The following is a 13,591-nucleotide window of genomic DNA, read 5'->3' as shown; positions in this document are numbered from 1 at the left end:
GGGAGGAGAGCGGCTTTTTGAAGCAGGAAAAGGAATTGAAACGGTTTTATTCATTTTATTTTTGTTCTTTTTCGGTTACGGGGCGTTTTATCCGCTTCTTTCCGTGTCGGCAAACCATCGCATTCGTTGCCAGGCCTGCTAAGTCGATGCTCACGAACAAAAGAGAAACGGCGGCTAACGGAGCGGGCGTCGTCCTGCCTGAACACTGCCGTCATCACATCCTGTGAAAACCAGCTCCAATGCTCGGCCTTCCTAGACTGCAAGGGTTGCGTTCACGCTGAAAGGATGAAAAAATCCCAAAACGTCTCTTAGCTTTGGGATTTTTTCAACAATCTGAGCCTGATTTCAAAACAGAAATCCAGGCTTTTCTCTCTTAATCAAATTGAAATAAATCGCTTGATAAATAGCGTTCCCCTGTATCGGCCGTCATGCAGACGACCACTTTGTCGGGAGGGAGCTTCTTGGCCGTTTCAACAGCAGCGAAGCAAGCGGCTCCTGAAGAAGGGCCGACAAGGATTCCTTCTTCCCGCGCCAATCTGCGCGTCATCTCATAGGCTTCTTCATCCTTGATCTTTAAGATTTCGTCATAGACGTTTTCGTTTAAAATGTTTGGGATAAATCCCGGGCTTGTCCCGACAAGCTTGTGTTTTCCGGGTTTGCCGCCGGATAAAACAGGCGACCCTGCAGGTTCTGCCACGTGAACGGTTATTCCCGGAAATAAAGCTTTCAGCTTTTCGCCTGTTCCGGTAATCGTTCCCCCTGTCCCTGCTGTTGCAACAAATGCAGCGAGAGGTTTGCCGATTTCTTCTATTGCCCGGGCAATTTCCAGAGCGGTTGATCTCCGGTGAGCCTCCGGATTGGCTTCATTATCAAACTGCATCGGAATAAAGCTGCCTGGGATTTGCCGAGCGAGCTCCTGCGCTTTTTTGATGCTGCCCGGCATTCTTTCATCCCCCGGCGTCAGGACGACTTCGGCTCCGTACGCTTTCAGAAGATTGATCCGCTCCTTCGTCATCGTATCAGGCATGACAAGAATGGCTTTGTAGCCTCTTGCCGCCGCGTTCATCGCAAGGCCGATGCCGGTGTTCCCGCTCGTCGGTTCAATGATGGTTGAACCCGGTTTCAGCAGGCCTTTTTCTTCGGCATCCAGGATCATTTGGTAGGCCGCGCGGTCTTTTACGCTTCCGCTCGGATTAAAAGATTCAAGCTTGATATAAACTTGGGCCGCGTTTTCGGGCTGAACGCGGTTCAACTTGACAAGGGGCGTTTCCCCGATTAATTCTGCAATATTTTGAACGGCTCTCACAACTGTGCACCCTTTCTAGAAAACATGATTCTGTCAATATCCTATCATAAGCCCTTGGAAAGTGGAAAATAGAGAGGTTATAAGTCCATATTTTTTGTTAAAATATAGAGAAGACGAATGAGGAGGAAGCCATACATATGTCAGTCAAACCGCATTACTTTATTGGAATTCCAATTCCGGCGGAGCTTAGTGATCCGCTTTATCAAACGGTCAGCAGCCGTCCGGAATTTTCTTTTCATAGATGGGTGCATCCTTTGGACTACCACATCACCCTCGTGTTCCTCGGCTCTGCTGAAAAGGAGCAGCTGGCGATGCTTGCTGGCAGCCTCAAGCTGATCTCCGATGAGACGGCTCCGTTTCAGCTTGCGATAAAACGTTTCGGAACCTTCGGAAAGCCGTCGGAGCCGAGAATTCTTCATGTGGAACCGGAATACTCAGCCGCTCTCTTTCATGTGAGGGAACAGGTGAAGCATGCAGCGGATGCGGCGGGCTTTGAAATTGAAAAACGGCCTTTTCATCCACATGTGACGGTCGCCAGAAAGTGGAATGGATCGGCCTCTTTTAACGGACGCCTGGAGCCGCTTGAAGACGCGGTGTCTTTTACGGCCCGGCATTTCACCATCTTTCAAACCCATTTAGACAGGCTTCCCAAATACGAGCATCAAGCCGTTTTCCATTTCGGCGAACGGCCGGCTGCAGAAAAGCAAGATTCGGAGATGAACGCAGATGGCACAGATTATTAAAATACAGGACTGTATTTCAAGGTATGAACAAGATCCTTATCATTATATCAACCAGTTTATCCGCTTGAAAAAGCAGCGCTGGCAGTCAATTAAAGAGATGGCTGAAAAAAAGAAAGAAAGCTTTCATCACGATAAAGGAGCCGCCGGTGATGAAACGTTTGGAAAAAGAAAGAATACATTTACATTAAAGAGAAAAAAAGAAGCATCCGATATTAATAAAGGAAAAGAAGCCGATGAATGGTTTAACGGACTGGACGGAGAAACGGATGAAAGCTTGATCGCAAGAATTCCTGCGGCAGGGGAAGAACTCGTACCGTTTTTTAAGGAATACGTGTACGAGTTTCAGCTGAAATGGGCAAGCTCGACAATCTCTGACATATCCAGGCTTTCCCGGGAAATAAAAAGCGATAAAATCCTGCACATTTTGGCACAGCAGCTCCCGGATTCATATTTCATCATGTATCGGCCGGTGCTGCAGGTGAATCAGGCTGCGGTAGAGCTCAGCGTCTTGATTCTCACTCCCCTTGAAATCTACTGTATGTCATTTCTTGAAGGTGAGAGGGACAGCGCATTTATCGGTTCCAAAGATCGTTTTTGGAAAGAAAAAACGGTAAGGGGCAAGGAACGGTCATTGTTAAATCCGGCTGTCGAGCTCCTCAGGACAGGCAAGGTTCTTTCCGGTTTGTTAAAGGGATCGGGGATTGAACTGCCTGTGCGCAAAGTCATCGTCAGCCGTACATCGTACATCGATTATCCGGAACCTCCCTACGGAATCGGCATTTGCGACAAGAGACACTGGAAAGAGTGGCTGGAGAAACAGCAAAAAAACTTCGCCCCGATTAAAAGCCAGCAGCTGAAAACGGCGAAAATTCTTTTGTCGCACGGCGTCTCCGACTCGGTGCGGAGACAGGAATGGCTGAGCTGACCGACAGAACGTTATCCCGGCTTTTTCATACTATAAAATGGAGAATGGAATCATGAGCGATTGGTATATCATCATAAATCCAAAGGCGGGAAACTCGACGGCCTTCAGAGCATGGAAATCATTGCAGAAAGACCTCCAAAAGGCAAATATATCGTACCGCTCGTTTATGACTCAGCATCCCGGGCATGCTGAGGTGTTGGCAAGGCAAATATCAACGATGCAGGATGACAGGCTGAAGCGTCTTCTGGTGATCGGCGGGGATGGAACCGTCCATGAAGTGCTCAATGGTTTAGTCAGCTTGCGGGACATTCAGCTGAGCGTCATCCCGTCAGGCATAAGCAATGATTTTAAACGCGGCTTTGGCGTGAAAAAATCGAATGTCATCAAAGAAATGAAGCGAAAAGGGCAATCGCTGACCCGGACCTATGCCCTCGGAAGCTTTCATACGAAAGACAGTGAAAACGAACTTTATTTTGCGAATCATCTCAGCCTCGGATTTGATGCATGCACCGCCAAGAAGATGTCAGCTTTGCCGAAATGGACGGCTGCTCTCAGGCTGAATCATTTGATTCATCCGCTGATTTTCTTTGTCACGGCGTTTACGTTTAAACCGTTTGTTCTTTCGTATGAAAACGGGGATGACAAGCGTACGTTTAAAAAAATCTGGTTTGCGTCGGTTTCAAATCATCCTTACTATGGCGGAGGAATGAAGATTGCACCGAATGCGAATCCGCGGGATGAGCTTTTAGACGTGATCATTATTGAAGACCTGCCCGTCTTGAAAAAAGCCGGCCTCTTGTTTGCGATGATATTCGGCAAACACGTCGGCAAAAACGGTGTTACGGCATTTAAGACGAAAGACATCTATTTTCATACGAATGAGCGGGTGCTCTTTCAAGCGGATGGAGAGGTGATCGGCTGGGCGCCCGTTTTCATTAAAACAGGGACTGAATCCCTTCGATTAAGAGCATAAATCTTTCGAATGAAGGAGAGACTGAAATGCCGGGTATCAGCCGCCCTTTTGAAGCTTATCTCGATGAAATGAGAACGATCACTGTTTTAGTTCCGAAGAGCCGTGCGTCAAGCTGCAGTCCTCCTTTTCTGCTTGAAGATGATCAAGGAGAGAGGATAGAGCTTTCGGTAAAAGCGCAGGTGGAGCTTGAGGAACAATTCAAGTATGTTCTTGAAAGCAGCTGCACCGTTCCATTCGGAAGAGTTCACAAAGTATGCTGTGAAGAAAGCGTCTGGACAGACCTGCAAATCGGCTCTGTTACGAGAAGCGCGGCGTTTGACAAGGCTTTTTTTTATGACGGCCGCCTCGGCGCTTTTTATTCAAAAGGAAGTACTTTATTTAAGGTATGGGCGCCGACCGCGAGTGCGGCAGCGATCAAGCTGGAGGACCCTGATTCGCTTCAAACAAATACTTTTCAAATGATGCGCAGAAAAAAGGGCGTTTTTGAGGTAACGGTCGAAGGCGATCTAAACGGCTGGTCCTATTTATATGAGCTTTATGTAAATGGGAAGCCGTTATTGACAGTCGATCCTTATGCAAAAGCCGTTACGGCAAACGGTGAAAAAGGCGTTGTATTAGATCCAGAGGAAGTCAAGGTGGAAAAACACCGCGCTCCAAGACTTCACAGTCCGTGCGATGCGGTTATATATGAGGTTCACATCCGCGATTTCTCGATTCATGAAGACAGCGGTATGCGCCATAAAGGCAAATATGTTGCTTTTACTGAGGACGGAACTGAAACATCCGGCGGCTTCTCAACGGGAATCGCCTATTTGAAAGAGCTCGGCGTCACCCACATCGAGGTTCTGCCCTTTCACGATTTTGCCGGAGTGGATGAGCTGTCTCCTGATCAATCTTATAATTGGGGCTATAACCCCCTCCATTTTAATGCCCCGGAAGGAAGTTATTCGCTCGATCCGCAGAACCCCAAATGCAGAATCACCGAGCTGAAAACGATGATTCAGTCGCTGCACAAACACGGCTTCTCCGTGATTATGGATGCCGTATATAATCATGTGTACAAGAGGGAAACGTCCCCTTTTGAAAAAACGGTTCCCGGGTATTTTTTCAGACATAATGAATACGGTTTTCCATCCGACGGAACAGGCGTCGGAAATGATATTGCTTCTGAGCGGCTGATGGTGCGAAAATATATTCTCGATTCTGTCCGCTATTGGCTGGAAGAATATGATGTCGACGGCATTCGTTTTGATTTAATGGGCATTCTTGATATTGAAACCGTCCGCCAAATCAGTACGCTTGCCGAGAATGTAAAGCCGGGCGTGCCTCTGTTCGGAGAGGGCTGGGATTTAAATACCCCGCTTGACAGCGGGCAAAAAGCAACATTGCAAAATGCCGGAAAAGTTCCGGCGGTCGGCTTTTTTAATGATCGGTTCAGGAACGCAGTCAAAGGGAGTACATTCGAGCTTAGCGACCGCGGATATGCTTTAGGGGACACCGGAAAAAAAGCGGCGCTTCAGCACGGTATTGCCGGTTCACCCGGATTCTTGCAGCCGGCACAGTCAATCAATTATGTGGAATGCCATGACAATCATACATTTTGGGATAAAATGGCCTTATGTTTTGAAGAAGATGCGGACACTAAACGGCTTAGGCAAAGGCTCGCGGTGTCGATCGTCCTGCTTTCGCAAGGCGTTCCATTTCTTCACGCCGGGCAGGAATTTTGCCGAACAAAGAATGGGGACAGCAACAGCTACAGGTCCGGAGATGACATCAATAAGCTTGATTGGGAAAAGCGTGCGGAGCTTTGCGAGGATGTCGAATATGTGCGCCAGCTGATCCGGCTGCGAAGAAGCCATCCCGCTTTTCGTCTGCAAAAAGAGGAAGAAGTCAAGGAGCATCTTTCTTTTATGGACGGTACAGGAGAGGTAACGGCCTACAAGCTGAAGAACATTGCAGCAATTGATCCCTGGAACGAAATCATAGTGGTGCATTGTCCGTTTGCAAAAAAGGAGACGCTTAAGCTGCCCGATCAGAAACAGTACTTGCTGCACTGCGATCCTTTTACGTTCTTCAATGGGAAGGTTCAAGCGGAAAAAAGGCTTCGGCTGAACGGCATCGGGACCTATGTTTTATACGAACCAAAAGGGATTTTTTAGTTTTGCTTGACGAAGTTTGGCGTCTAGCGCTAAAATTTAAAAGACGGCTATTGTTTAGCACAAATGACTCTCAATAGCCGTCTTTTTATTTGAATATAAAGAGACGACAATACAAGCAGTTTGCTGCCCGCTCTAGGGGGCAGATGCTTTTTAAAATCTTTTAATGAAATGATGGGTTGAAAATCGATATGAACTGGTTGGGACAATTACTAGGTAGCGAATGGGAGATTTCCCCCGCAGGAGGAGCTACAGGAGACGCATATTATGCAGAACATAATGGACAGCAGCTTTTTTTAAAGCGCAACAGCTCTCCTTTTTTGGCTGTCCTGTCCGCGGAAGGAATTGTTCCTAAGCTCGTTTGGACAAAACGAATGGAAAACGGGGATGTGATTACGGCACAGCACTGGCTCAAGGGAAGAGAGCTGAAGCCGAAGGATATGAACAGCCAGGCGGTGGCTGAGATGCTTCGGAAAATTCACAGCTCCAAAGAGCTTTTGGATATGCTGAAGAGACTCGGCAAACAGCCTTTTCAGCCAAGCTCTGTAATCACTCAATTGAAGCAGTTTATCCAGGCCCGGCAATATCCGATACCGCAGCTGGACCAGGCCCTTTTGTATCTGGAGCACCATCTTGAAGATGTACAGTCCGGAGAAAAGGTCGTCTGTCACTGCGATGTCAATCATAATAATTGGCTTCTTACAGATCAGAACCAGCTTTATTTAATCGATTGGGATGGAGCGATGATTGCAGACCCCGCGATCGATCTGGGGCCGCTTCTTTATCATTACGTTGAAGAGCGGGAATGGGGAAGCTGGCTCGAACGCTACGGCTCTTCTCTTACAGACAATCTCAGGCTGAGAATGGCCTGGTACGTATTGGCGGAAAAAGCAATGACGACACTCTGGCAAAAAGCGAAAGGCAATCAGGAAGGCTTTCACCAGGGGCTGGAACAGCTGCATGAATTAATGGAGCGTCTCGCCAGGTCCTCATGAAAATGAGTCGATATCTTCCACCCATTGCGTGAGATAATCCTGGTGCTCCTGAATGTGGTTGTTGATCGAAGCGGAAGATCTTCCCTTCTGGCTGTACAAATAAATGTCTTCCAAAACGCCTTTCAAGCCGGCGTCAAGATTCGTGTTTGCCATTAAAGACTTGATAATCCGCTCCATCTGTTCGCATTCAGCGACGGTTCCGGTGCAGTCTGCTTGATGGTCTGAGAGAATGTCTTTTAATAGATGAATCTGATTTTGCTGATTTAAGCCCATAATATTGGCACTTCCCTTCATTCTCGGAGTATATGGATTAAAATGTTCAGAAAGCTGTAATTTATACGCGAAAGACCCGGAGGCCGATCTTCGGTCTTTTTTGCTTTGGAAGAGGCCTTGCGGGATTCCTGCGTTTCATGGTATGTTGTAAGACGATATAACAGATAGAGGTGTAAGTACATGCGAATGCGTCACAAGCCATGGGCGGATGACTACCTGGCTGAAAACTCTCATATTGTGATCAGCGAGCCGTCTCAATACAAAGGGAAATGGCATTCCGTTTTTGGAAATGACAACCCGATCCACATCGAAGTAGGAACCGGAAAAGGGCAATTTATTTCAGGAATGGCCCTGCAAAACCCGGATGTAAACTATATCGGAATCGAACTATTTAAAAGCGTCATCGTAACCGCTGTTGATAAAGTAAAGCAGACAGAGGCGCCGAATGTAAAGCTCTTGAACATCAATGCCAATATGCTTTCAGACGTTTTTGCAGACGGGGAAGTCGACCGGGTCTATTTGAATTTTTCCGACCCGTGGCCGAAAAAGCGCCATGAAAAGCGCCGTCTTACCAATCATGCGTTCTTGAAAAAGTATGAGCAGGTGCTCGGAGGCAAGGGAGCGATTCATTTTAAAACCGATAACCGCGGGTTGTTTGAGTACTCCCTCACCAGTTTTTCCGAATACGGACTCGTTTTGACATTCGTCAGCCTTGACCTGCATCAAAGCGATTTTGAAGGAAATGTGATGACCGAATACGAAGAAAAGTTCGCCGCTAAAGGCCAGCCGATCTACAGAGTCGAAGCTGAATGGCGAACATAAAAAAACAGACTGCTTCCTGCAGTCTGTTTTTTTGCTTTCAAATGAAGCTGATTCAGGTTGCATTTTTTGCTACGATAGGAAGAGGAGGGATGATCATGGAAACTTTAACAATCGGACGAATCAAGCTGACATGGCTGAACGGAGGCGTCACGCACATGGACGGAGGCGCCATGTTCGGCGTTGTTCCCAAGCCGCTTTGGTCAAAAAAGTATTACGCCAATGAGAAAAATCAAATCGAACTTAGAACAGATCCTATACTAGTTCAGAAAGACGGCACGAACCTGCTGATCGATTCCGGTATCGGGCTCGGCAAACTGACGGATAAGCAAAAACGAAATTACGGAGTCACCGAAGAATCGTCAATTGATGACTCGTTAAAAGCACTCGGGCTCTCAACGGAAGATATCAAAGCCGTTTTGATGACTCATCTCCATTTTGACCATGCATGCGGATTGACGCGCTATGAGGGAGAAAGCCTTGTTTCCGTGTTTCCAAATGCGGCGATTTACACGTCTGCAATCGAATGGGAAGAGATGAGAAACCCGAATATCCGCTCCAAAAATACATATTGGAAAGAGAACTGGGAAGCGGTTCAGCATCAAGTGAGAACCTTCGACGAGAAGCTTGAAGTTTTGCCCGGAATCACGATGCATCATACAGGCGGCCACAGCGACGGCCATTCCGTGATCGTTCTCGAAGATGCCGGTGAAACGGCCCTTCATATGGCTGACATTATGCCGACGCACGCCCATCAAAATCCTCTCTGGGTGCTGGCGTACGACGATTATCCGATGACATCGATTGCCGCGAAGCAAGCATGGCAGGCGAAGGCCGCCGAGAAAAACGCCTGGTACATTTTTTACCACGATGCCCTTTACAGAGCATTAAAATGGGATGAAAACGGCGATATTGCAGAGTCAGTAAAAAGAGAAAGCCGCTAGCTATTTTGGTGAATGGTTTGCTTTGTTGTTATCCATTCTAAGGGTAACTAACTTTTGAAAGGAAGACGACGGGTGAGCCACAATAAATTAAATGAACAAGTGATCGAGACGCGGTTAAGAGGATTTGAAGTCCTTGCGACTCCCCTGTTGAACAAAGGGGTTGCCTTCCCTCCGGAGGAAAGGGATGCTCTCGGCTTGACAGGATTGCTTCCTCCCAAGGTGCTGACGCTTGAAGAACAGGCAAAACGGGCGTATAAACAGTTCCAATCACAGCCTGATGATTTGAGCAAAAACGTCTATTTAACGGCGCTTCATGATCGAAATGAAGTGCTGTTCTACAGGCTTCTGAACGACCATATGACAGAAATGCTGCCGATTGTCTATACCCCGACTGTCGGAACGGCAATACAGCAATACAGCCATGAATACAGAAAGCCGCGGGGGCTGTTTTTGTCGGTTAATGACCCTGAAGGCATGAAAACGGCATTTGAAAATCTGGCCGCTAAAAGAAGCCGGATCGATTTGATCGTGGCCACTGATGCTGAAGGAATTCTCGGAATCGGGGATTGGGGAGTCGGCGGCATCGCCATTTCGATCGGAAAGCTTGCTGTTTATACTGCAGCTGCGGGCATCGATCCTAACAGGGTCCTGCCAGTAGTCATTGATGCGGGGACGAACCAGGAAAGGCTTCTGAACGATCCGCTTTATGTCGGGAATCAGCATTCGAGGATCAGGGGCGAGCGTTATGAATCGTTTATTGATCAATACGTTCAAATCGCAACCGAGACGTTTCCGGGCGTTTTGCTGCACTGGGAAGATTTCGGAACGCAGAACGCGCGTCAGATTTTGAAAAAATACAAAGACAAAATTTGCACCTTTAATGATGACATTCAAGGCACAGGAGCTGTTACCCTCGCAGCGGTGCTTGCGGCCGTTAAAATATCAAAAATGCCGCTGAAGGATCATAAAGTGGTCATATTTGGAGCGGGGACGGCCGGAATCGGCAATGCTGAGCAAATTCGCGCCGCACTCGTTCAAGAGGGAGTGTCGGAAGAGGAATCATACCGCCGTTTTTGGTGTGTTGATCGGAACGGTTTGCTGACAGATGATATGAACGACTTGCAGGACATTCAACAACCGTATGCAAGGCCTGCTGACGAGGTAAAAGACTTCAGCCGGAACGGCCCGGGGGATGCAATTGATCTGCTCGAGGTGGTTAAAAGAGTGCAGCCTACCATTTTGATTGGAACCTCGACGGTATCGGGCGCATTTACAGAGGAAATTGTAAAAGAAATGGCAAAGCATGTGAAACGGCCGGCTATATTCCCGATGTCCAATCCGACGCCGTTATCTGAAGCAAGGCCTGAAGATTTGATCAATTGGACGGAAGGGCGGGCGCTCGTCGCCACAGGAAGCCCGTTTGCGCCTGTGGAATACAGCGGCACCCGTTATGCGATCGGCCAGGCGAATAATGCCTTTGTATTCCCCGGCCTTGGGCTCGGAACGCTCGTATCAAAAGCAAGACTGATTACGGACAACATGTTTTACGCCAGCGCGGCTGCGATCGCGGGTATGGTTGATACGGGCCGGCCCGGCGCCGCGCTTCTTCCGGAAGTTGAGGATTTGCGCACGGTTTCCGCAACCGTGGCAACGGCTGTCATCAAAGCAGCCATAGAAGACGGAGTTGCAGAAAACGAGCCGGACGATGTGATTCAGGCGGTGCAGGATGCGATGTGGCATCCGGTCTACCGGCCGATTCGCGCCATATAAAAAGATGCGGCCCTGATGGCCGCATCTTTTTTGATGCTATGCTGCTGTATCAATTACATCTACGATCATGCCTGTTTTTGCATCAACCATGACTTCGTACTGTTCGAGCTCTCGGAAAGCGGAACGCGTAATGCCTGTTTTGTACACCATGACGGTTTCGCCGTTTACGGTATAGGCTTCCGGAACGGTATATATCCATGAACCGTCGATCGGGCCTCTCTGTTTAAAAGCGGACTTGACGATGCGCAGCGCTTTTTCAGAAGAAATGTAAGGCTGCATGACATATTGTTTGACAACGACGGCCGCGGCAATGCCGATGCCGGCTCCAATAAGAAAGTGGCGCAGTTTCATCCTTTCAGCACCTCCAAAGCTTGTTTTTTTCATTATACAGAACATGTCCGTCCGTGTTAAGGATGGGCTCTCTTCTGGAAACACATCGCACACTTATGTAAAATGTAGAGAGATACATAAGAAAAGAGGGAAACAGATGAATCAGGAAACGAGAACGCTTTTTCAAACGCTTACGGAGCTCCCCGGCGCCCCGGGAAACGAACATCTTGTCCGTCGCTTCATGAAAAAAGAGCTTGAAAAATATGCTGATGAGATCATCCAGGACAGACTTGGAAGCGTGTTCGGCGTTAAACATGGACCTGAAGGCAGTCCAAAAATTATGGTGGCCGGCCATATGGATGAAGTGGGGTTTATGGTCACATCAATTACAGATAACGGCCTGCTTCGGTTTCAAACGCTGGGCGGCTGGTGGAGTCAGGTTTTATTGGCCCAGCGGGTGGAAATCCACACGGACAACGGACCGATCCCCGGCGTCATCGCGAGCACGCCTCCTCATCTTTTGACAGATGAGCAGAGGAGACGTCCGATGGATATCAAAAACATGATGATTGATATCGGGGCGGATGACAGGGAAGATGCCGAACGCATCGGTGTCAAACCAGGCCAGCAAATCGTACCGATCTGTCCGTTTACCCCGATGGCAAATGAAAAGAAGATCCTTGCGAAAGCATGGGATAACCGCTACGGCTGCGGACTCAGCATTGAATTGCTGAAAGAACTGCAAGGAACAGAACTTCCGAACAATCTTTACTCAGGTGCGACCGTCCAGGAAGAGCTCGGAACAAGAGGCGCGCAAACTGCGGCCAATATGATACAGCCTGACTTGTTTTTCGCGCTTGATGCAAGTCCGGCAAACGATTCGAGCGGCGACAAAAATCAATTTGGCCAGCTTGGCAAAGGAGTGCTGTTGAGGATTTTCGACCGGACCATGGTGATGGACAGCGAAATGAGAAATTTTGTGCTGGATACGGCAGAGACAAATGACATCCCGTATCAATATTTTGTTTCTCCGGGAGGAACCGACGCCGGCCGTGTTCACATCTCAAATGAAGGCGTTCCTTCGGCCGTGATTGGCATTTGTTCAAGATACATCCATACATCTGCTTCCATTATCCACGTTGATGACTACCTTGCTGCAAAAGAATTGCTGATCAAGCTTGTCAAAGCTTGCGACAGTTCTGCCGTCCAGTCGATTTTGCGAAATGAGTGAACAAAGAAACCCTGTGCTGCTTAACGCCCAGGGTTTCTTTTTGGAAAAACAACTACCGGCTTTCAAATACGTATGACAACGATTTAATTGCCTGATTTACAGTTTCCACAGTAATGTTCGCTTTGTTTGACAGTTCTTTTAACGGATGATGGAGTGATTCGGGTCGGATGATGATCAGCGGTTTGCCTTTGGCGATCGCGTATGATGCATCCATTGCCGTGTTCCATTGCTTGTATTTTTCCCCGAAAAGAGCGATGACAACATCCGCCTTGTTCATTAAAACGGAAGTTCTAAAATTGTTCAAATCCGAGGCTGCATCATCCTTTGCGATTGAATCAGCCTGCTTGCCCATAATTTCTTCACCGATGTTGTCGGAGCGCTCGTGATTTTCCATCGGTCCGACAAATGTGATCGGCAGCTTGAGCGATTTTGCTTTTTCCTTCACCTCTTCGCGCCAATTGCTATGTATTTCTCCGGCAAGATAAACGATAAATTCCATACATGCTCCTCCTGACTGTCATGGGATCACGGCGCGAGGCGCCTTAACGGATATTTTTACCCTATTACTTATAATGTTAAACGAGAATGGCTTGATAAAGCAAAAAAATTATGCTTATGATATGAAAGAGGTTCGGATCCTTAAGATTTTCCCTTTTTAAAACGGGTAAGATACATAAGAATCGTCCATCTTTTAAAAAAGCCGGCAGGCAGCAAAAGGCTGGCTATAGAGCCGGCAGTCTGGTATGATCCGAATGGATGATAAGAACTTATATTGGAGGCGTTGAGTGATGAAAACGATCGAGACGAATGAAGAATTGCAAAAAGTTGTGAAAGACGATTTATCCTTGTTGATGTTTTCGGCTGACTGGTGTCCGGACTGCCGTTTTGTAGAACCTTTTTTGCCCGAGCTTGAAGCGAACTATCCGGAATTTACATTCTATTATGTTGACCGCGACAAATTTATAGACACGTGCGCGGAGTGGGATATTTTCGGAATCCCAAGCTTCCTCGTATTTAAAGAAGGAAACGAAATCAGCCGCTTTGTCAGCAAAGACCGGAAAACGAAAGAGGAAATCGAGCAATTTTTGACCGATTCACTGAATAAGTAGCCGAAAGGAGAGTTCCT

General features: G+C 47.7%; 15 protein-coding genes. 11 read left to right on the top strand and 4 right to left on the bottom strand.

From position 1 onward, the window contains the following. Nucleotides 1-17: 17 nt before the first annotated feature. Entirely contained in the window at nt 18-227 is a 210-nt protein-coding gene (locus TRNA_RS43405) for a hypothetical protein (RefSeq protein WP_011198208.1), read from the top strand. Nucleotides 228-373: 146 nt separating this feature from the next. Here TRNA_RS43405 and cysK read toward each other — a convergent pair whose 3' ends face one another. Continuing rightward, entirely contained in the window at nt 374-1,306 is a 933-nt protein-coding gene (gene cysK, locus TRNA_RS37065; protein WP_011198207.1) for a cysteine synthase A, read from the bottom strand. A gap of 137 nt (nt 1,307-1,443) precedes the next feature. Here cysK and thpR point away from each other — a divergent pair, with 137 nt between their 5' ends. The 5 genes from thpR to TRNA_RS37040 all read left to right on the top strand — a co-directional run bounded on the left by thpR (nt 1,444) and on the right by TRNA_RS37040 (nt 7,098). Continuing rightward, the gene (thpR, locus tag TRNA_RS37060) at nt 1,444-2,049 is read left to right on the top strand and encodes an RNA 2',3'-cyclic phosphodiesterase (RefSeq protein ID WP_011198206.1); all 606 of its coding nucleotides are present in this window, start codon (nt 1,444-1,446) and stop codon (nt 2,047-2,049) included. Beyond that, entirely contained in the window at nt 2,033-2,974 is a 942-nt protein-coding gene (locus tag TRNA_RS37055; protein WP_011198205.1) for a hypothetical protein, read from the top strand. Before thpR ends, TRNA_RS37055 begins: the two co-directional genes overlap by 17 nt. A 52-nt stretch (nt 2,975-3,026) precedes the next feature. Further along, nucleotides 3,027-3,947, top strand: coding sequence for a YegS/Rv2252/BmrU family lipid kinase (locus tag TRNA_RS37050; protein WP_011198204.1), 921 nt, complete (start codon nt 3,027-3,029; stop codon nt 3,945-3,947). 26 nt (nt 3,948-3,973) lie between these two features. Continuing rightward, the gene (gene pulA / locus TRNA_RS37045; protein WP_011198203.1) at nt 3,974-6,106 is read left to right on the top strand and encodes a type I pullulanase; all 2,133 of its coding nucleotides are present in this window, start codon (nt 3,974-3,976) and stop codon (nt 6,104-6,106) included. 188 nt (nt 6,107-6,294) lie between these two features. Further along, nucleotides 6,295-7,098 (top strand): phosphotransferase family protein, encoded by an 804-nt coding sequence (locus tag TRNA_RS37040; RefSeq protein WP_009329393.1) that lies wholly within the window; start codon nt 6,295-6,297, stop codon nt 7,096-7,098. Here the strand turns inward: TRNA_RS37040 and TRNA_RS37035 are convergent. Then, nucleotides 7,093-7,371 (bottom strand): YtzH-like family protein, encoded by a 279-nt coding sequence (locus tag TRNA_RS37035; protein ID WP_003184475.1) that lies wholly within the window; start codon nt 7,369-7,371, stop codon nt 7,093-7,095. The two genes, TRNA_RS37040 and TRNA_RS37035, sit on opposite strands and share 6 nt — an antisense overlap. Nucleotides 7,372-7,551: 180 nt before the next feature. Here TRNA_RS37035 and trmB point away from each other — a divergent pair, with 180 nt between their 5' ends. The 3 genes from trmB (at nt 7,552) to TRNA_RS37020 (ending at nt 10,904) form a co-directional block, all read left to right on the top strand. Then, a complete protein-coding gene (gene trmB, locus TRNA_RS37030) occupies nt 7,552-8,193 on the top strand; it encodes a tRNA (guanosine(46)-N7)-methyltransferase TrmB (RefSeq protein WP_003184473.1) in 642 nt (213 codons plus the stop codon). A 95-nt stretch (nt 8,194-8,288) separates the two neighbouring features. Continuing rightward, complete coding sequence (locus tag TRNA_RS37025; RefSeq protein WP_003184471.1) at nt 8,289-9,134, top strand: YtnP family quorum-quenching lactonase; 846 nt, start codon at nt 8,289-8,291, stop codon at nt 9,132-9,134. A 72-nt stretch (nt 9,135-9,206) separates the two neighbouring features. Next, nucleotides 9,207-10,904: an NAD-dependent malic enzyme gene (locus tag TRNA_RS37020; protein WP_009329392.1), complete on the top strand. Its 1,698-nt coding sequence runs from the start codon at nt 9,207-9,209 to the stop codon at nt 10,902-10,904. A 36-nt stretch (nt 10,905-10,940) separates the two neighbouring features. Here TRNA_RS37020 and TRNA_RS37015 read toward each other — a convergent pair whose 3' ends face one another. Then, a complete protein-coding gene (locus tag TRNA_RS37015; RefSeq protein WP_011198202.1) occupies nt 10,941-11,255 on the bottom strand; it encodes a PepSY domain-containing protein in 315 nt (104 codons plus the stop codon). Nucleotides 11,256-11,391: 136 nt separating this feature from the next. Here TRNA_RS37015 and TRNA_RS37010 point away from each other — a divergent pair, with 136 nt between their 5' ends. Beyond that, nucleotides 11,392-12,465 carry a M42 family metallopeptidase gene (locus TRNA_RS37010; protein WP_011198201.1) on the top strand — a complete coding sequence of 358 codons (1,074 nt, stop codon included), beginning with the start codon at nt 11,392-11,394 and terminating at the stop codon, nt 12,463-12,465. A 52-nt stretch (nt 12,466-12,517) separates the two neighbouring features. On the opposite strand, the gene TRNA_RS37005 is transcribed toward TRNA_RS37010, so the two are convergent. Beyond that, nucleotides 12,518-12,964, bottom strand: coding sequence for a YtoQ family protein (locus TRNA_RS37005; RefSeq protein WP_003184464.1), 447 nt, complete (start codon nt 12,962-12,964; stop codon nt 12,518-12,520). A gap of 289 nt (nt 12,965-13,253) precedes the next feature. Between TRNA_RS37005 and TRNA_RS37000 the strand changes: the two genes are divergently transcribed. Further along, nucleotides 13,254-13,574 carry a thioredoxin family protein gene (locus tag TRNA_RS37000; protein WP_003184462.1) on the top strand — a complete coding sequence of 107 codons (321 nt, stop codon included), beginning with the start codon at nt 13,254-13,256 and terminating at the stop codon, nt 13,572-13,574. Nucleotides 13,575-13,591: the final 17 nt, after the last annotated feature.

The sequence above is a fragment of the Bacillus licheniformis DSM 13 = ATCC 14580 genome, from assembly GCF_000011645.1.
GTDB classification, from domain to species: Bacteria; Bacillota; Bacilli; order Bacillales; family Bacillaceae; genus Bacillus; species Bacillus licheniformis.
Note: the sequence above shows the minus strand (reverse complement) of the source record. Positions and strands in the feature narration are given on the sequence as shown.

What these genes read in the sequence shown, in the direction of transcription:
- thpR (WP_011198206.1), top strand. Translation starts at nt 1,444, where the DNA reads ATGTCAGTCAAACCGCATTACTTTATTGGAATTCCAATTCCGGCGGAG.
- TRNA_RS37055 (WP_011198205.1), top strand. Translation starts at nt 2,033, where the DNA reads ATGGCACAGATTATTAAAATACAGGACTGTATTTCAAGGTATGAACAA.
- TRNA_RS37050 (WP_011198204.1), top strand. Translation starts at nt 3,027, where the DNA reads ATGAGCGATTGGTATATCATCATAAATCCAAAGGCGGGAAACTCGACG.
- pulA (WP_011198203.1), top strand. Translation starts at nt 3,974, where the DNA reads ATGCCGGGTATCAGCCGCCCTTTTGAAGCTTATCTCGATGAAATGAGA.
- TRNA_RS37040 (WP_009329393.1), top strand. Translation starts at nt 6,295, where the DNA reads ATGAACTGGTTGGGACAATTACTAGGTAGCGAATGGGAGATTTCCCCC.
- TRNA_RS37035 (WP_003184475.1), bottom strand. Translation starts at nt 7,371, where the DNA reads ATGGGCTTAAATCAGCAAAATCAGATTCATCTATTAAAAGACATTCTC.
- trmB (WP_003184473.1), top strand. Translation starts at nt 7,552, where the DNA reads ATGCGAATGCGTCACAAGCCATGGGCGGATGACTACCTGGCTGAAAAC.
- TRNA_RS37025 (WP_003184471.1), top strand. Translation starts at nt 8,289, where the DNA reads ATGGAAACTTTAACAATCGGACGAATCAAGCTGACATGGCTGAACGGA.
- TRNA_RS37015 (WP_011198202.1), bottom strand. Translation starts at nt 11,255, where the DNA reads ATGAAACTGCGCCACTTTCTTATTGGAGCCGGCATCGGCATTGCCGCG.
- TRNA_RS37010 (WP_011198201.1), top strand. Translation starts at nt 11,392, where the DNA reads ATGAATCAGGAAACGAGAACGCTTTTTCAAACGCTTACGGAGCTCCCC.
- TRNA_RS37005 (WP_003184464.1), bottom strand. Translation starts at nt 12,964, where the DNA reads ATGGAATTTATCGTTTATCTTGCCGGAGAAATACATAGCAATTGGCGC.
- TRNA_RS37000 (WP_003184462.1), top strand. Translation starts at nt 13,254, where the DNA reads ATGAAAACGATCGAGACGAATGAAGAATTGCAAAAAGTTGTGAAAGAC.